The organism is Methylobacterium litchii (assembly GCF_038442315.1).
GTDB classification, from domain to species: domain Bacteria; phylum Pseudomonadota; class Alphaproteobacteria; order Rhizobiales; family Beijerinckiaceae; genus Methylobacterium; species Methylobacterium litchii.
The window spans coordinates 176,824-194,296 of record NZ_JBBXMY010000011.1 but is presented as its reverse complement, the minus strand read 5'-3'; the positions used below and the strand labels follow the sequence as shown (position 1 = coordinate 194,296).

The 17,473-nt window shown below is 69.4% G+C and carries 16 protein-coding genes; 7 read left to right on the top strand and 9 right to left on the bottom strand.

Annotated elements, in window-relative coordinates; genetic code table 11:
• Positions 1 to 568, bottom strand: a 568-nt coding sequence (locus AAHF99_RS19590) for a GTP-binding protein (RefSeq protein ID WP_342166143.1), incomplete at its 3' end; no start/stop codon positions are given.
• 288 nt (positions 569 to 856) lie between these two features.
• On the opposite strand from AAHF99_RS19590, the gene AAHF99_RS19585 reads away from it, so the two are divergent.
• The 5 genes from AAHF99_RS19585 to AAHF99_RS19565 all read left to right on the top strand — a co-directional run bounded on the left by AAHF99_RS19585 (position 857) and on the right by AAHF99_RS19565 (position 4,559).
• Positions 857 to 1,717 (top strand): outer membrane protein, encoded by an 861-nt coding sequence (locus tag AAHF99_RS19585; RefSeq protein ID WP_342166142.1) that lies wholly within the window; start codon positions 857 to 859, stop codon positions 1,715 to 1,717.
• Positions 1,718 to 1,814: 97 nt separating this feature from the next.
• The gene (maiA, locus tag AAHF99_RS19580; protein WP_342166141.1) at positions 1,815 to 2,462 is read left to right on the top strand and encodes a maleylacetoacetate isomerase; all 648 of its coding nucleotides are present in this window, start codon (positions 1,815 to 1,817) and stop codon (positions 2,460 to 2,462) included.
• A gap of 129 nt (positions 2,463 to 2,591) precedes the next feature.
• Positions 2,592 to 3,923, top strand: coding sequence for an NAD(P)/FAD-dependent oxidoreductase (locus tag AAHF99_RS19575; RefSeq protein ID WP_342166140.1), 1,332 nt, complete (start codon positions 2,592 to 2,594; stop codon positions 3,921 to 3,923).
• Positions 3,924 to 3,945: 22 nt separating this feature from the next.
• Complete coding sequence (locus tag AAHF99_RS19570; protein WP_342166139.1) at positions 3,946 to 4,248, top strand: EthD family reductase; 303 nt, start codon at positions 3,946 to 3,948, stop codon at positions 4,246 to 4,248.
• Complete coding sequence (locus AAHF99_RS19565; protein ID WP_342166138.1) at positions 4,245 to 4,559, top strand: hypothetical protein; 315 nt, start codon at positions 4,245 to 4,247, stop codon at positions 4,557 to 4,559. The genes AAHF99_RS19570 and AAHF99_RS19565 overlap by 4 nt, the downstream gene beginning before the upstream one ends.
• 3 nt (positions 4,560 to 4,562) lie before the next feature.
• Here the strand turns inward: AAHF99_RS19565 and AAHF99_RS19560 are convergent, their stop codons facing one another.
• The 6 genes from AAHF99_RS19560 to AAHF99_RS19535 all read right to left on the bottom strand — a co-directional run bounded on the left by AAHF99_RS19560 (position 4,563) and on the right by AAHF99_RS19535 (position 14,537).
• A complete protein-coding gene (locus AAHF99_RS19560; RefSeq protein ID WP_342166137.1) occupies positions 4,563 to 7,871 on the bottom strand; it encodes a PAS domain-containing protein in 3,309 nt (1,102 codons plus the stop codon).
• Positions 7,872 to 8,067: 196 nt separating this feature from the next.
• A complete protein-coding gene (locus AAHF99_RS19555) occupies positions 8,068 to 9,684 on the bottom strand; it encodes an ABC transporter ATP-binding protein (protein ID WP_342166136.1) in 1,617 nt (538 codons plus the stop codon).
• A 3-nt stretch (positions 9,685 to 9,687) separates the two neighbouring features.
• Positions 9,688 to 11,109, bottom strand: a complete 1,422-nt coding sequence (locus AAHF99_RS19550) for a M20 family metallopeptidase (protein WP_342166135.1) — start codon at positions 11,107 to 11,109, stop codon at positions 9,688 to 9,690.
• Between the two features lie 38 nt (positions 11,110 to 11,147).
• Entirely contained in the window at positions 11,148 to 12,095 is a 948-nt protein-coding gene (locus AAHF99_RS19545; protein WP_342166134.1) for an ABC transporter permease, read from the bottom strand.
• Positions 12,095 to 13,009 (bottom strand): ABC transporter permease, encoded by a 915-nt coding sequence (locus AAHF99_RS19540; protein ID WP_342166133.1) that lies wholly within the window; start codon positions 13,007 to 13,009, stop codon positions 12,095 to 12,097. The genes AAHF99_RS19545 and AAHF99_RS19540 overlap by 1 nt, the downstream gene beginning before the upstream one ends.
• Positions 13,010 to 13,022: 13 nt before the next feature.
• Positions 13,023 to 14,537, bottom strand: a complete 1,515-nt coding sequence (locus tag AAHF99_RS19535) for an ABC transporter substrate-binding protein (protein WP_342166132.1) — start codon at positions 14,535 to 14,537, stop codon at positions 13,023 to 13,025.
• 135 nt (positions 14,538 to 14,672) lie between these two features.
• On the opposite strand from AAHF99_RS19535, the gene AAHF99_RS19530 reads away from it, so the two are divergent.
• Positions 14,673 to 15,575 (top strand): LysR family transcriptional regulator, encoded by a 903-nt coding sequence (locus tag AAHF99_RS19530; protein WP_342166131.1) that lies wholly within the window; start codon positions 14,673 to 14,675, stop codon positions 15,573 to 15,575.
• A gap of 299 nt (positions 15,576 to 15,874) precedes the next feature.
• Here AAHF99_RS19530 and AAHF99_RS19525 read toward each other — a convergent pair whose 3' ends face one another.
• On the bottom strand, positions 15,875 to 16,375 hold the full coding sequence (locus AAHF99_RS19525) for a thermonuclease family protein (RefSeq protein WP_243953766.1): 501 nt from the start codon (positions 16,373 to 16,375) through the stop codon (positions 15,875 to 15,877).
• Between the two features lie 153 nt (positions 16,376 to 16,528).
• Between AAHF99_RS19525 and AAHF99_RS19520 the strand changes: the two genes are divergently transcribed.
• Positions 16,529 to 16,735, top strand: a complete 207-nt coding sequence (locus AAHF99_RS19520; RefSeq protein WP_342166130.1) for a hypothetical protein — start codon at positions 16,529 to 16,531, stop codon at positions 16,733 to 16,735.
• Between the two features lie 5 nt (positions 16,736 to 16,740).
• Here the strand turns inward: AAHF99_RS19520 and AAHF99_RS19515 are convergent, their stop codons facing one another.
• On the bottom strand, positions 16,741 to 17,406 hold the full coding sequence (locus AAHF99_RS19515; RefSeq protein WP_342166129.1) for a L,D-transpeptidase: 666 nt from the start codon (positions 17,404 to 17,406) through the stop codon (positions 16,741 to 16,743).
• Positions 17,407 to 17,473 lie beyond the last annotated feature (67 nt).

Sequence of the window (17,473 nt, the reverse complement as noted above, 5' to 3'; positions counted from 1 at the left end):
CGTCGTGGCCGATCGCCTTGTCGCCGTTGTCCAGCGCCACCTTGGCCGAGCCCTTGGTGATCGGGATGTCGTCGCCGGGGAAGTCGTACTTCGACAGAAGCTCGCGCACCTCCATCTCGACGAGCTCCAGGAGCTCCTCGTCGTCCACGAGGTCGACCTTGTTCAGGAACACCACCAGCGCCGGCACGCCGACCTGACGGGCGAGCAGGATGTGCTCGCGGGTCTGCGGCATCGGGCCGTCGGCCGCCGACACCACCAGGATCGCGCCGTCCATCTGCGCCGCGCCCGTGATCATGTTCTTCACGTAGTCGGCGTGGCCGGGGCAGTCGACGTGCGCGTAGTGGCGGTTCGTGGTCTCGTACTCGACGTGCGCGGTCGAGATCGTGATCCCGCGCGCCTTCTCCTCGGGGGCCTTGTCGATCTGGTCATAGGCCGTGAACGTCGCGCCGCCGGACTCCGCCAGAACCTTCGTGATCGCCGCCGTCAGCGACGTCTTACCGTGGTCCACGTGCCCGATCGTGCCGATGTTGCAGTGGGGCTTCGTACGAGAGAACTTTTCCTTGCCCATGATTCCCGTTCCTGCGGAGGGGGCAACGCGGGCGCCCCGGTTCCAGCTCGGCCGCCCCGACGCTTCACGGGGGCGAAAAGCGCCGACCGCTTAGAGGGTCGGCAAGCCGGGATCAAGGGCCACGCCGAATCCCCGGGGGGCTGTCAAGGCGGATTCGGCTCCCGAACCCCTCCCCCGCCACGGCCCCGCTTTGACCGACTACTGTGTCTTTAAGGGCATAGGCGCCGCGGGGGTGCGCGATTAACTTGGCCACAGACACGAATTAGACAAACACCGGGTCTCGCCACCATGATGAAGAAAGTCCTCCTGTCCACCGCCGCGACGGCCCTGCTGGCGACCGCCGCCTCGGCCGCCGACCTGCCGCGCCGCGCCGCCCCGCCGCCGGTCTTCACGCCGGTTCCGGTCTTCACCTGGACGGGCTTCTACGCCGGTCTCGAGTCGGCCTACACCTTCACCGACAACCAGCGCATCAACACCAGCGGCCTGAACGCCGTCACGGCCGACAACGTCGCCGCCGGCCGCCGCCCGGCCTCCGTCACCACCTCGCAGGACGGCATCGCCAACATCGGCGGCACCGCTGGCTACAACTACCAGTTCACGCCGGGCGCGGGCATCGTCGTCGGTATCGCGAACAGCATCGACTGGACGGACATCACCAAGAACCGCTTCATCCTCGGCGCCCCGCTCGCCGGCGGCGTCCTGCCGAACCCGAGCCAGTACCGTCAGAGCCTCGACTGGCTCGGCACCCTCACCGGCCGCGTCGGCTACGCCTTCGACCGCGTCCTCGTGTACGGCACCGGCGGTCTCGCCTACGGCAACGTCTTCCACGACGTGAACTTCTACACCCCCGGCGGCGCCCTGCAGTTCGCGGGCCGCTACGACGACTTCAAGACCGGCTACGCCTACGGCGGCGGCATCGAGTTCGCCCTGCCGACCGACAGCTTCCTGAACACCTTCGCCATCGGTCGCTACCTCGGCATCAAATACGACGCCATCACCATCAAGGCCGAGTACATCCACTACGACCTGGGCAGCCAGAACGTCGTGGTGAACGCAGTCGCCACCGGCGCCCCGTCGTACCTCTCGCGCTTCAAGACCGAGGGCAACATCGTCCGCGCCGGCTTCAACTATAAGTTCGGCGGCTTCTAGGACCTTTGACGGGGAGACTTCCCCGCGCGAAACAAGGGGCGGGTGCCGATCGCGGCGCCCGCCCTTTTTTTGGTCCCGACCCGGTGGAGCGGCTTCAATGCACATGTACGGCAACTGGCGGTCCGCCGCCGCTTTCCGGGTGCGAATCGCCCTGAAGCTCAAGGGGCTGGCCTACGAGGAGACGTTCATCGACCTCGATGCCGGCGATCAGCACAAGCCGGAGTTCCGCGCCATCAACCCGCAGGGCGCCGTGCCGGCCCTGTTCGACGGCGAGGGCCCTCCCCTCACGCAATCCCTGGCGATCCTCGACTATCTCGAAGAGGCGAAGGGCGGCGAGCGCCTGCTGCCGGCCGATCCCCGCGAACGGGCGCGGGCCCGCTCCCTGGCGCAACTCGTCGCCTGCGACACCCACCCGCTCTACGTGCCGCGCGTGCGGAATTTCCTCATGGAGGAATACGGACTGCCGAAGGAGCGCATGATGACCTTCGTGCGCCACACCTTCGAGACCGGGCTGAAGACGCTGGAGACGCGCCTGACCTCGGAGCCGGGCACCGGGCGCTTCTGCCAGGGCGACGCGGTGAGCCACGCCGACCTCTGCCTCGTGAGCCTGTGGGTCGGCACGGGCATCTTCGGGGTCGATACGGCGCCCTACCCCACGGTGAAGCGGATCGCCGAGACCTGCCTCGCCCTGCCGGCCTTCGCCGAATCCCATCCCCTGCGCCAGCCGGGCGCGCCGCAGGGCTGACGCGACACCACGGCGCGGCGACTTCATGAAAGACGTCGCGCGGGATTAACTGGCAAAGCACTGACGCGTCGGTCTATGCAGTTTCTTCATCGGCGCGAAGATCAGAGCGCCGAGAGTCTTGAGGCATCCATGGTCCCAGCGGGAAGCGAGACAACTCCTCATCGAGTCGTCGTGGTGGGCGGCGGCGCCGCCGGCCTGCAACTGGTGACCAAGCTCGGAGACCGGCTCGGGAAGCGGCGGAAGGCCGAGATCTCTCTGGTCGACCGGGCGCGTACCCATATCTGGAAGCCGCTGCTGCACGAGGTCGCCGCCGGCAGCCTCGATGTCGGCCATCACGCGGTGGATTACCTCCACCACGCGCACCAGCATCATTTCCGCTACCGGATCGGCCAGATGATCGGCCTCGACCGGGCTGCGCGGCAGATCACCCTGGCTCCGAGCTTCGACGCCGAGGGACGGCAGGTCACGCCCGAGCGCACCGTCGGCTACGACACGCTGGTGATCGCGGTGGGCTCGACCACCAACGATTTCGGCACCCCCGGCGTGGCCGAGCACGCCATCGCCCTCGACACGCAGGACCAGGCGGTGCGCTTCCATCAGCGCCTCGTGAATGCCAGCCTGCGGGCCCACACCCAGGACGGGCCGGTGCGCCCCGGCCAGTTGCACGTGACGGTGATCGGCGCGGGCGCGACGGGGACCGAACTCGCGGCCGAGCTGCACCGCACCCTGCGCGACGTGGTGGCCACGGGCCTCGACAAGATCGATCCCGACAAGGACATCCGCATCACCCTCGTGGAGGCCGCCGACCGGGTGCTCCCGGCCGTGCCGGAACGGCTCTCGGCCGAGGTGATGCAGATGCTACGCAAGATCGGCGTCGACGTGCGCCTCAAGGCGCGCGTGACCGAGGTTCGCGCCGATGGCGTCGCGCTGGCGGACGGCACCTTCCTGCCATCGGAACTCGTCGTCTGGGCGGCAGGCGTGAAGGCTCCGCCCTTCCTCCAGGGGATCGGCGGGCTGGAGACCACCCGCACCAACCAGTTGGTCGTCACGCCGACCCTCCAGACCACCCGCGACCCGGACATCTTCGCGATGGGCGATTGCGCCTACCTCGTTGAGGCGGGCTCCGACCGGCCGATCCCGCCCCGCGCCCAGGCGGCGCACCAGCAGGCGACGCACCTGATCGGGCAGATCGAGGCCAGGATCGCCGGCAAGCCGCTGACCGCGTTCAAGTACCGGGATTTCGGTTCGCTGGTCTCCCTCGGCCATTACTCGACGGTCGGGAGCCTGATGGGCTTCATCCGGGGCCGGAACATGCTGATCGTCGGCCTGTTCGCCCGGATGATGTACCGCTCGCTCTACAAGATGCACGAGCGCGCCCTGCACGGCAGCGTGAAGACGACGATCGACGCGATGGCCCGCGCCCTGACCCGGCGCACGGTCTCGCGCGTGAAGCTGCACTAGGCAGACCACAAGGGAGAACGCCGTGATCCTCGTGAGCGTGATGTACCCGGCCGGACCGAAGTTCGACATGGGCTATTACCTGAACACCCACATGCCGCTGGTGCGCGAGCGCTGGTCGAGCCTCGGTCTGCACGAGGCCACGGTGGTGACGGGCAAGGGCACGCCCGATGGCGGCCCGGCCCCGTTCCAGGTAATGGCGCTGCTGACGTTCGAATCGGCGGACGCCTTCGCCAAGGCCGCCGAGGCGCACGGCGCCGAGATCTTCGCCGACATTCCGAACTTCACCGAGGCCCAGGCCCAGGTGCAACTCAACGACTTCGCGTGATCGACGTCATCGAAGCGGTCAAGAAGGCCGATCCGTCGCTCGGCCCCTATGTGCTCGTCCTGCGCGGCGACGCGCGGGCGCTCGCCGCGCCCGACCGCCTCACCCCGGAGGCGCAAGCCTGGATCGATGCGAACGCGCCGGGCGGCCGCCTCGTGCAGGTGGACGTGCTGCTCAGCCCCTATCCGGGGGCCGCGCCGGCCCCCCGCAGCCTGAGCGTCGCGGCCCTGGCCGATTCGCGCCAGCTCGCGGCCTTCGCCACGGCCTGGACCGCCGATCCCCTTGAGGACGAAGACGAGACGCCCGCCGCCTGACCCTCAGGCGACGCGCAGGGTGCGGATGACCCGCAGCGTCTTGGCCCGCTGCACCTCCAGCCGCCGGATCAATTGAGACAGGTCGCTGCCCGCATGGGCGGCGGCCTCCAATTCGCGGCACAGGTCCGAGAGGCCGGCGAAACCCAGCATCCCCGCCGCCGAGACCATCGCATGGGCGTCGTGGGCGATCTCCTGCCGGTCGTTCGCCGGCACGCGGAAGCGCTGCGACAATTCCCCCGCCAGCATGTCGAGAAGGCCGTCGACGCGCTCAGGCCCGAAGCGCAGGCGCATGGCGTCGAGCACGTCCGCGTCCAGCGTCTGCGGATCGAGACGGGGCAGGTCGGGCTCCGGCTTGGCGAGGCGCTTGCGCGCGTCCGGCATCGTCCAGCGCTCGATGATGGCGCAGAGGTCCTGGCGCTTGAACGGCTTGCCGACATGGTCGTCCATGCCGGCCTTGAGCAGTTCCTCGACCTGCTCGGGCAGGACGTTGGCCGTCATCGCCACGATGGGCACGTCGCAGGCGGGCGCCGCGAGGCTGCGGATGCGGCGCGTGGCGGCGAGCCCATCGACGCCGGGCATCTGCACATCCATCAGCACGAGGTCGAAGCCGCGCCCGCCCGCGAAGGCCGCTTCGACGGCCGCCACCGCCTCGGCCCCATCGACCGCCACCGCGACCTCGTAGCCCTGGGCTTCCAGCACCGCGCAGGCGAGTTCGCGGTTGATCGCGACATCCTCGGCCAGGAGCAGCCGCAGATGGCGCCTCGCCTCGGTTGACGTGGCAGGCAGTCGTTGCGTCGGGGCGGGGCCGTGGACCGGCTCGTCCCCGCGCGGCAGGACCAGGGTGAACCAGAAGGTCGAGCCCTCGCCCTCGCGGCTCTCGACGCCCATCCGTCCGCCCATCAACTCCACGAGCTGGTGCGAGATGGCGAGGCCGAGCCCCGTGCCGCCGAAGCGGCGGCTGATCGAGCCATCGACCTGGCTGAAGCGGCGGAACAAGCGGGACTGGTCCTCCGGCGCGATGCCGATGCCCGTGTCGGTGACGGCGAAGCGCAGGGCCTCGCCCTGGCGATAGACGCTCAGGGTGACGGAGCCCTCGGGGGTGAACTTCACCGCGTTGTTCAGGAGGTTCAGCAGCACCTGCTGCAGCCGGCTCGAATCGCCGACCACGAAGCGCGGCAAAGCAGGAGCGAGTTCGACCGCGATCGTCAGGCCGCTCTTGAGCGCCGCCCCGCGCACAATGGAGATCGCCGCCTCGATGATCGAGACGAGGGGGAAGGACAGGGATTCGAGGGTCAGTTCGCCGGCATTGACCTTCGAGAAGTCGAGGACGTCGTTGACGACGGTCAGCAGCGCCGCGCCCGAATTCTGGATGAGGGCGAGGCGGCGCCGGTCCTCGCCGTGGATCGTGTCGCCTTCGAGCAGCAGGTCGGCATAGCCGATGATGCTGTTGAGCGGCGTGCGGATCTCGTGGCTCATGGCCGCGAGGAAGTTGCTCTTGGCCGCGCTCGCCCGCTCGGCCTCGGCGCGGGCGACCTCGGCATCGTGGGTCGCCGCCCGGAGCGCCGCCTCGGTCGCCTTGGAATCGGTGATGTCGAGGTGCAGCCCAACCATGCGCATCGGCCGCTCGTCGGAGCCGAACACCGTGCGCCCGCGCCCGTAGATCCAGCGATCCCCCACCCGGAACTGCGCCGCGTAGGTGCTGCGGGAATCGATGGCCCGCCGGACCTCGTTCCAGGCATCGGCCGCGTCGTCCGGGTTGAGGAGGCCGGTCCATGCGGCGGCGCTCAACAGGCGCGGCTCGCCGTTCGGGCAATCAAGCCCATGCATCCGCGCGCTTTCCGGCGCCAGGGAGACCACGCCGGACTGCATGTCCCAGTCCCAGGTGCCCGCGCCCGCCGCCTCCAAGGCGAGGCCGAGGAGCTGGCGCGCATCCTCCACGGCGATACGGGCGGTGACGATGTCATCGACGTCGAGGGCCGTGCCCAGCCATTCGAGGATGTCGCCCTTGGCGCCGAGCAGGATCGGCGAGATCGAGATCTGGTGCCAGCGGTACACGCCGTCGTGGCGGCGAATCCGCCACTGGCCGGAATAGCCGACGCCGCTGTCCAGCGCCCGATTCCACGCCGTCTCCATGGCGGCGACATCGTCGGGGTGGTTGCGGGCGAGGCGTTCGGCCCGGCCCGCGCCGATGGGGCCGTAATAGGCGCGGAACTGCGCGTTGAGATAGGTCGCCTCGCCGTCGCTGACCCGCATGGTCCAGACAAGGAGCGGCAGGCTCTCGGCGAGGCCCCGGTAGCGCACGTCGCTGCGGCGCACGGCGTCCTGAACCTGGCGCATTTCCGTGACGTCGATGAGCACGCCGACGAGGCTCGTCACCGCGCCGCCTGCGTCGGCCTGGGCGACGCCGCGCACCACCACGTCGCGGATCGTGGCGTCGGGGCGCAGGATCCGCGCCTCGTAGGCGAAGGAGCCCCCCGCCGCGATGGCCTCCGCCACCGCCGCCTGGACGCGCGCCCGGTCATCGGGGTGATAGAAATCGGCGAGTTGCCGCATCATGGGCGGCGGCTGGCCCGGGTCGAGGCCGGCGATCCGGTAGAGGCCGGGGGACCACGTCACCCGCCCGTCCGCGAGGGTGACTTCCCAGGTGCCGATGGAGGCGAGCCATTCGGCCATCATCAGCTGGGCGTCGGCGCTCTCCTGCGCACGGGCGCGCAGTTCGATCTCGCCGTTCTGCTTGAAGATGACGGCCTCCCGCGCCTCGACCGTCGCGGCGGCCTTCTGGCGCTCGGCGTCGGACAAGGCGAGCCGGAGATGCGCGATCACCGCCTCGGCGAGGTCGGTCAGGGTCGCCTCCTCGTCCGCCGTGAACGCGCGCGGGGCGGTGTCCACGAGACAGAAGGTGCCGAGCGGCAGCCCCGGCTCCAGGCAGAGGGGGATGCCGGCGTAGAAGCGGATGCCGCGCTCGCCCTTCACCCCCGCGAGGTCGCGGAAATCGGGGTGCTCCCAGGTGTCGTGGGCCACGATGGGCACACCGCGCTCGACCGTGACATGGCAGAAGGTCTGGCGCCTCGGGGCCGTGGTGGGGATCAGCTCACAGGGGGTCTTCAGCCAGACCTGCTCTTCGCCCATCAGCGCGACGAAGGCCCCGGCGACGCCGAAGACGCGCTTCGCCACCCGGCAGACCGCCTCGAAATGCGGTTCCGGCGCGGTGCCGAGGATCCCGAGGGCGGCCAGGGCCTCGACCCGCGCCGCCTCATCCCGGACCGGTCCCGGCTCGCCGTCGTCAGGATGCCGGGGGCTGTCCTGCGTCATGGGCTGCGAACCACTCCGTCCTCCGAAAGCGTCGCGTGCCCATACTGCCAGGACAACCGGGCCGCTTCCAGAGCCCGAACCGTGGCGGGCCTTGGAGCGACGGCACGGTCTTGAGTCTGGAACGCGACTGGGCGGGCCGGTACACCAGCCCGCCGCTCTCTCTTCGCTTGGAAAGGTTTCCGAGCCGTAACGGAGGCTATTCCGCCGCCTGCGCCCCCGGTACCGCCGCCAACAAATTGCGGGTGTACTCGTGCGCGGGTGCGGCGAAGAGTTCGGCGGTGGGCCGCATCTCTACCACCTGCCCGCGATGCATCACCGCGATCCGGTCGCAGATCGTGGCCGCCACCCGCAGATCGTGGGTGATGAACAGCATCGCGAGCGAGAGACGCTTCTTCAGGTCCTCCAGCAAATCGAGAACCTGCGCCTGGACCGAGACGTCCAAAGCCGAGACCGCCTCGTCGGCCACGAGCACATCGGGCTCCATGGCCAGCGCCCGGGCGATGCCGACGCGCTGGCGCTGGCCGCCGGAGAAGGCGTTCGGGTAGCGGTCGTAGGCCTTGGGATCGAGGCCGACGAGGGCGAGGAGTTCCTCGGCCTTGGCCCGCGCCTGCTTGCGCGACACGCCGTGGGCGATGGGCCCAGCGGTGATGATCTGCCCGACCGTGCGGCGCGGGTTGAGGGAGGCGAAGGGATCCTGAAAGATCATCTGGATCCGGCGGCGCTCCTCGCGCAGCTGCGCGGGCTTCAGGGCCGAATAATCGAGGTCGCCGACGCGGATCGTGCCGCCATCCGGTTCGATCAGGCGGATGGCGAGCCGCGCGGTGGTGGACTTGCCGGAGCCCGACTCGCCGACGAGGCCCAGGGTCTCCCCGCGCCGAACGTCGAAGGTGACCGCGTTGGCCGCGTTCACCACGCGGGGCGGCCCGAACCAGCCGGCCTTGGTGAAGTAGGTCTTCTTCAGCCCGCTGACCGAGAGGGCGACGGGCGCCCCGTCGAGGGGCTCGCGCTTCGGCGGGTTGAGGGTCGGCACCGCCGCCAGGAGTTTCTTCGTGTAGGGCGCCTGCGGGTTGTGCAGCACCTCGGCCGCCGGGCCGAACTCGACCAGCTTGCCCCGCTGGAGCACGGCGACCTGATCGGCGATGTCGGCCACCACACCGAAATCGTGGGTGATGAACATCACGCTCATCCCGCGCCGCCGCTGCAATTCGCGGATCAGCTTCAGGATCTGCGCCTGCGTGGTCACGTCGAGGGCGGTGGTCGGCTCGTCCGCCACCAGCACCGAGGGTTCGAGGGCGAGCGCCATGGCGATCATCGCCCGCTGGCGCTGGCCGCCGGAGAGCTGGTGCGGATAGGCGCGGACGATCTCGGCCGGGTTCGGCAGGCCGACCTCGGTGGCGAGCGCCACCACCTTCTCCCGGCGCTCCGCCCGGGTGAACAGGTTGTGCGCCTCGTACATCTCGGCGATCTGGTCGCCGATGCGCATCACCGGGTTCAGTGCCGTCATCGGCTCCTGGAAGATCATCGCCACCCGGCGCCCGCGCAGGTCGCGCCAGTCCGCCTCGCCGAGGCCGAGGAGGTCGCGCCCCTCGAAGGCGATGGTCCCGGAGGTGGGCTTGAGCGACCGGGGCAGGAGGCCGGTGAGCGCGTAGGCGCTCATCGACTTGCCCGAGCCCGATTCCCCCACGACGCAGAGGATCTTGCCCGCCTCCAGATCGAGGTTCAGCCCCTCGACCGCGTGTGGGCGGTCGGCGCCCTTCGGCAGGGCGATGGTGAGATCGCGGATGCGGACGACCGGGCTGGCGGGCTCGGACATGGCTCAGGCTCCTCCGGCGCGGCGGCGCAGGATGGCGGGGCCATCCTCGCCAAGATCCCAGAACAAGCCCGCCATGATGGCCATGGCCTCGCGCGATTCCGAGCCGAGCAGGTGCTCGTCCGGGGCGTGCTGCTGGCAGGCGGGGTAGGAATGGGGCACCCACAGGGTGGGCAGGCCAAGGATTTCGGAGAAGGCGTCGTTCGGCAGTGAGCCGCCGAGGTTCGGCAGCAGCGCCGGATTCTTCCTGGTGGTGGCCTCGATGGAGCCGAGCGCCCAGCCGACCCAGGGGTCCTCCACCGGAAGGCGCGTCGCCTGGAACACCTCCGCCGCGCGGGCGGGGCGCACACCGACCATCGGGAAGCCGTTCGCGTCGAGATGGGCGCGGACGGTCTCGATCAGCGTCTTCCACTCGGTGCCGACGACGAAGCGCAGCTGCATCACCGCCATGGCGTGGGGCGGCACGGCGTTGACCGGCCCGTCGGGATCGCCCGTGCGGAAGGCCAGGACTTCGAGGGCGTTCCAGCCGAACACCCGCTCGGCGGGGCTGAGGCCCGGCTCGCCCCAATCCTCGTCGATCTTCGGCGCGTTCGGATCCTCGCCGACGCGGATGTCGGCGAGCGCCGCGCGCACGCCCTCCGGGATCGGCGGCGGGCGCAGGCCCTCCACGAGGATCGTGCCGCGCGCATCGACCATGGAGGCGATGGCGCTGGCGAGCACCGTGCCGGGGTTGCGCAGCAGCCCGCCCCAGTTGCCCGAATGGTGGCCGCCCTCGCGCAGGTTCACCGACAGTTCGAAATTGTAGGCGCCGCGCGAGCCGAGGAAGAGCGTCGGCCGCTCGGCGTTGAGGCGCGGCCCGTCCGAGGCGATCAGCACGTCGGCCTTCAGCGCCTGTGCCTGCTCCCGGCAGAACGGGCGAAGGCCCGGCGAGCCCAGTTCCTCGCCCATCTCGATGATGAGCTTCGTGTTGAAGCCGAGCCGACCGCCGCGCGCCTCCATCACCTGCCCGAGGGCGACGAGGTTCAGGATGTGCTGGCCCTTGTTGTCGGCCGTGCCGCGTCCGTACCAGCGGTCGCCCTCGACGGTCACTTGCCAGGGGTCGAGCCCGTCGCGCCATTGCTCGGGGTAGCTGCGCACCGTGTCGCCGTGGCCGTAGATGAGGACGGTCGGCAGGTCGTCGCCCTCGTGGCGGCTGGCGATCAGGAACGGCCCGTTCGCGCCGTTCGGGTTAGGCAGGATCGACGTGTCCCGGAAGCCCAGCTTCGCGATCAGCGGGGCGATGAAGTCCTTGAGGTAGGCATCGAGCTGGCCGGCATGGTCCGGGCGCTGGCTCTCGGTCGGGATGGACACCGCCTCGCGCAGGAGGGCGAGGAAGCCGCCCGCATCGAAATGGGCCGTGGCTCGGGCAATGGCGTCGTCGCGCGTCATCGGTGTTCTCGGGTGGGAATGTCGGGGGAAGGGACCCGTCAGTTGCGGCCTTCGGGGGCGGTGACGTCGCGCAGCCCGTCGCCCAGCAGGTTGATGGCGAGCACGAGCACCAGCAGGGCCACACCGGGGATGGTGATCACCCAGGGCTGGAAGAACATGTACTGCTTGCCCTCCGCGATCATCAGACCCCACGAGGGCAAGGGCGGCTGCACGCCGAGGCCGAGGAAGGACAGGGCGGCTTCGAGGAGGATGGCGTGGGCCATCTCCAGGGTCGCCACCACGATGAGCGCGTTGGCGATGTTCGGCAGGATCTCCTGAAGGACGATCCGCACGTTCGTGAGGCCCGAGGCGCGGGCGGCGCTGATGAAATCCTGGTTGCGGATCTGCTGCGTCGCCGCGCGGGCGACGACGGCGAACCGGTCCCAGAGCAGGAAGCCCAGCACCAGCACCACCACCTTCAGCGAGCCGCCGACCAGGGAAGCCATGGCCAGAGCCACCAGCACCACCGGCAGGGCGAGGCGGGTGGTCACGATGTAGCTCACCGCCGCATCGACCCGGCCGCCGAAATAGCCGGCGCAGACCCCGAGGAAGGTGCCGATCGCCCCCGAGATCAGCGCCGCCGACACGCCGATGAGCAGGGAGATCTGGGCGCCGTAGAGCAGGCGGCTGAGATAGTCGCGCCCGAGCTTGTCCGTGCCGAGGATATGGTCCCACGTGCCCTTGGCCTGCCAGATCGGCGGGATCAGGCGGCGGGACACGTCCTGCGCGTAGGGGTCGTGCGGGGCGACGAGGGGCGCGGCCAGCGCTGCGAGCACGATGAGCCCGAGGAGCCCGCCGCCGATCAGGCATCCGCCGTGGCGCATGAAGCGGCCGAGGACGATGGCGCCGGGGGAGCGCGCGGCGGTGGGGATCACGGCGGCGGCGGGGCTGTCCGTGTCCGGCGGGAGGGTGGCGGCGAGGGCCGCCCGGTCGGTGGGCAGGGTCATCACTGGCGAAGCCTCGGATCGAGGAAGGCGTTCAGCAGGTCGGCCGCCAGCGTCAGGGCGATGTAGATCATCGCCAGCACCAGCACGATGGCCTGGACCACGGGGAAGTCGTTGCGGGCGATGGATTCCCAGGCCAGCTGCCCGAGGCCCTGGAGGGAGAACACCGCCTCGATCACGATGGAGCCGCCGAGCATGAAGCCGAACTGCACCGCCGCCAGGGCGATCACCGGGATCACCGCGTTGCGCAGGGCGTGCCGGATGAGGATCTTGCGCGGGGGAAGCCCCTTGGCGCGGGCGGTGCGGACGAAGTCCGAGGACAGGACTTCCAGCATGCCGTTGCGGGTGAGCCGCATCACCGCCGGCATCGCGTAATAGCCGAGCGCCACCGCCGGCAGCACGAAGTGCTTCCAGGTCGCGTTGCCCGAGACCGGCAGCCAGCGCAGGTTCACGGCGAAGACGAGGATCAGCGTCAGTCCGAACCAGAAGCTCGGCATCGCCTGCCCCAGCACCGAGACAGAGAGGGCGAGCCGGTCGATCCAGGTGTCGCGCCGAACCGCCGCCAGCACGCCAAGGGGAATCGCCACCAGCAGCGCCACGGCCAGCGCGATGACGCCGAGATAGAGCGTGATGGGCAGCCGCGCGGCGAGCAGGTCGATCACCCGTTCGCGGAAGTAGAACGAGTTGCCGAAATCGAGGTGCAGGGCCTTCCAGCCCCAGGCCAGGAACTGCGTCAGCAGCGGCTGGTCGAGGCCGTAATCCCGGCGGATCTGCTCGATCTGCGGCCCCGAGGCGTCGGGGCCGGCGATGGAGGTGGCGAGGTCGCCCGAGAGATGCAGGAGCAGGAAGCTCGCCACCGCGACGGTGAAGGCGACGGCGAAGGCGACGAGGATGCGCCGGATCGTAAAGGCGAGCATGGCGGTCGCCCCGCTACTTCCACGACGCCGCGTAGAAGCGCGGCACCTCGTCGGGCTGGGCGGTGAAGGTCAGGTCCGAGGTGAAGGCGTAGTTGGTAGAGTAGGAGAACATCGGCAGGGCGTAGGCCTGCGAAGCGATCCGGCCGAGGGCCTTGGCGTAGGCCTCCTTGCGCTTCTCCGGATCGGTCGAGCTGTCGCCGGCCTGAAGGTCGGCGATCACGACGGGATCCTTGGTCAGATCCTCCTCGCCGCCCCGGAAATAGACGCCAGCGAAGGCCGAGACGTCGTTCACCGAGAACGAGCCCCAGGTCTGGTAGCCGATGGAGACCTTGCCGGAGCGCAGGGTGTCGCGGAAAGCCGCGTAGCGCAGGTAGTTGAGCCGCGCCTTGATGCCGACCGCGCCGAGATAGCCGATCACCGCCTCGGCGTAGTCCCGCTCCCGGTAGGCGCCGAGATCGATCTCGAACCCGTTCGGGTAGCCGGCTTCCTTCAGCAGGGCCTTAGCCTTCGCCGGGTCGTAGGGATAGCGCATCACGCCCTGATCGACGCAGCCGAACTGATCGATGAAGCAAAGAGCGTTCATCACCCGCGACGAGCCGCGGACGAGGTTGTCGACCATCGCCTTCCGGTCGATGGCGTAGGAGATCGCCTGCCGGACGCGGACATCCTTGAGGGGGGAGTTCTCCTTCGCCCGGCCGAGGGTGTCGAACTGGAGGAAGCCGACCCGCATCGTCTCGGAGTTGAGGATGGTGATGTTGGGCGCGGCCCGAAGCTGGTCGGCCTGATCGCTCGGCACCCGCCAGATCCAATCGACGCCGCCGGTCATCAACTCGGCCACCCGGCTCTCGCCGTCGGGGATGACCCGGAATTCCAGCTTGCTGATCTTCGGCGTCCCGAGAGGGCTGCCGGCCCAGTATTGCGCGAAGCGCTCCATCTTCACGCCGCGACCGCTGTCCACGGACACGATCTTGTAGGGGCCGCTGCCGACCGGGGCCTTGGCGAAACCGTCGAGCCCGACCTTCTTGAAATAGGCCGCCGGGAAGATCGGCGTCGGGCCGGCGAGGTATTCCAGCGCCGCCGGGAACGGCTGTTTCAAGTGAATCCGCACCGAATGCGGGCCGGTGACCTCGGTCGACTTCATCCAGTCGACGTTCTGGCGCGTCACGGTGCGCGCCTCGGGGGTCAGGACGTAGTTGAAGGTGAAGGCGACGTCTTCCGGGCCAAGGGCATCGCCGTTGTGGAAGGTAACGCCTTCGCGGATGACCAAGTCGAGGGTCGTATCGTCGACCCATTTCCAACTGGTCGCCAGCATCGGCTCGTAGGCGCCGGTCTTGGTGTTGCGGTAGACCAGCGTATCCCAACAGTTGCGGGCGAGGATGACACCTTCCCGTGCGCTGTTATGGTAAGGGCTGACGTTCTCGGGCTCTGAGTCGGACGCGTAGACTAACGTGTCGTTCGCTTTTCCTGCGAGCGCGGGACCGGCGAGCAAGCTGGTAAGCAAAGCGGCGGCGAGAGTGCGTGGCGGCATTCCGTTCTGCTCCACAACTCGGATGGGCTGTCTGCCCATGCCCGTTTTTTCACCTTGCCAGCATGTTGTGCAGGAACCATCGCAACAAGTAGAATTTGGCGATGGATGCCATGCCGAATCGGCAAGGGAGGCCGGATGCAGACCACGAGCCTGCGCTACTTCCTGACGGTCGCGCGCACCGGTTCCATCACCGCCGCGTCGTCGCAACTGAACGTCGCGGCCTCCGCGATCAGCCGCCAGATCGCCAACCTCGAAGCGGAACTCGACTGTGTGCTGTTCGAGCGGCTGCCGCGCGGCATGGCGCTCAGCCCGGCGGGGGAATTGCTGGCCCGCCACGCTCACCAAGTGCTGGTGCGGGCCGATCAGGTCGTGATGGAGATCCGCGAGATCGAAGGGCTCGCCCGGGGGCGGATCCGGGTCTCATGTTCGGAGGGCTTCGCCCTCGACATCATCCCCACCGTCATCGCCGAGTTCCACGCGGATTATCCCGGCATCCGCTTCGAGGTGTCGATGCTGCCCCCGGCCCAGGCGACGCAACTCGTGGCGCAGGGTGATTCGGACATCGCCATCACCTTCGCGATGTCCCCGGCCGAGGGGGTGGACGTGCTCTATGACGGCACGGTGGAGATGATCGCGCTGGCCGCCCCGGACCATCCCCTCGCGGGGGCGCCGGAACTCGCGCTTTCGGACATGCCAAACTATCCCCTCGCCCTGCCGACGCGCGACACCACCGTGCGCCTCGTCTTCGACGCCGCCTGCCAAGCGGAGGGGATCGTGGTGGAGCCGGTGCTGACGGCGAACGTGCTCTCGGCGCTGCTGCCCTTCGTGCGCCGCTCGCGGGGACTCGCGCTGATGTCCGCCCTGCCGGTGCAGACGCCCCTGCGGCTGAACGAGATCGTCAGCCTGCCGATTCGCTCGCACATGCCCCTGTCGCGGCGGATCCAGATCCAGTCGATGCGCGGGCGGCGCCTGCCGCGCTCCGTGCAGACCTTCGTGAGCCGCATTCGGGCGGCGCTTCCGCCGCCGCTGCCGCTGTGAGCGCAGCGGCGACATAGGCCGGAAACATGCCCCCGCCACTGTCGCGGATCGGGAGGGTCGGGCCATGCTTCAGGACGATTTCGACAGCACCCGCAACAGGATGATCGACCGGGCCCTGCTCGCGGCCGCTCTCGTCTCGTTCTGCTTCGGACTCACCGCGATGCTGGCCGGACTGCTCCGGTGAACGAGCGCGCCCCCCGGCGGTCGGACGAGGCGCGGCGGGCGGCGCTCCTCCTCATGGGCGCCGGCGTCGTCCTCCTCGGCCTCGCCGTGGTCTTGGGCTGGCTCCCGTAGGACCTTCAGCGCATCGCGGGATCGGCGGTGGCTTCCCGGCGGCGGTGGTCGTGGCGCCAATCGGCCGGAGGCTCGAAGGTGCCGGCCCAGATCCCCTTCCGGGTCGCCCAGGCATGGGCCTCGTACCGGACATAGGCGGGAGTGACCGCGCGGCTCGCCAGCGCGTAGCCCTGGCTCACGAGCCAGGCCGAGAGGTCGTCACCGCCGGCCTTGCAGGTCGCCGTGAGGCGACCCTTGGCATCGGGCTTGTGCGGCTCGCAGGTGACGGGCCCCTCCCCGATGCGCTTGCGCAGGAGCCGTGTGGCCTCGTGCCCGCAGGGGTAGGAGCGGCCAGCGGCATTCTCGCAGACTTGCCCCGCCTCGGGGGCGTCGATGCCGTAGAGATGGACGCGGGTGCCGTGCAGATCGAGCGTATCGCCGTCCACCACGGTGGCGGGGCCGGTCAGGGGCTCGGCGAGGCAGGGGGTGCAGCCGAGGAGGGCGAGAGCGAGAACGAATCTCCGCATCAGAGGGTCCAGATCCACAATGTCCTGTCAGGATGTCACGCGAGGCGACGATCCCTGCCGGAGGTTTGTGGCGGATTTGGTAAAACGTTGACTTAAGACGGCCAAGCTTGCCCGAGCCGTGGAACGGGCGCGGGGCCTCCCGGTTGACGTCACATGCGCACCTTCAGCACCCTCGCTTACGGTTTTGCCGCGGCGCTCGCCCTCATGGTCGCCGCCGCGCATGTCATCGGCCCGCCGAACGCGGACGATGGGCGGCGCGGGGGTCTGACGGCGGCGACGGTGCTGGGCAGCGACGGCTCGCAGGCCGATGCGGTGCGCGGCCCCGTCCGAAAGGCGGCCGACGCCACGCCGTCGAGCTGACGCGGTCAGGCGCGCGGACGACCGCCGCGCTTGACGATCACGCGGGCGCCGACAGGCACGTGCTCATACAGGTCGGCCACATCCTCGTTGAGCATGCGCACGCAGCCGGAGGACATCTGCTCTCCGATGCTCCATGGCTCGTTGGTGCCGTGGATGCGGAACAGGATGTCGCGGTTGCCCTGGTAGAGATACAGCGCCCGCGCCCCGAGGGGGTTGTCGACCCCGCCCTTGCGGGTGCGCGGCAGGTCGGGATGCAGGGAGACCATGGTCGGGGTCGGGCTCCAATCCGGCCAGACGCCCTTGCGGCCGACCCGCGCCTCACCCTTCCACGAGAAGCCCGCCTTGCCCACGCCGACGCCGTAGCGGAGCGCCGTGCCGCCCTCCTGCACGAGGAAGAGCTGCCGCTGGTCGATGTCCACGACGATCGTGCCGGGGGCCTCCAGGCCGGTATAGGCGATGGTCTGGCGCCGGTACTTCGGATCGAGGCGACCGGTGTCGACCAGGGGAATGTCGAACGGCTTGTCGGCCTTCGCACCGATGTACCACGCCGATTCGTCGTCCTGGGCCAGTTGCGACTGGCGGGTCTGGCAGGCGCCGAGCGACAGGACGGCCGTCAACGCGAGACAAACCGTCCTGATGCGGTGGCGGTTGTTCGGGCGTGGCGCGGCCATGAGGTGCCTTTGCAATCGTGATTTGTCTGCCTAGCCCGATCACGTCCGCGCCGATGTAGCTTTTGCG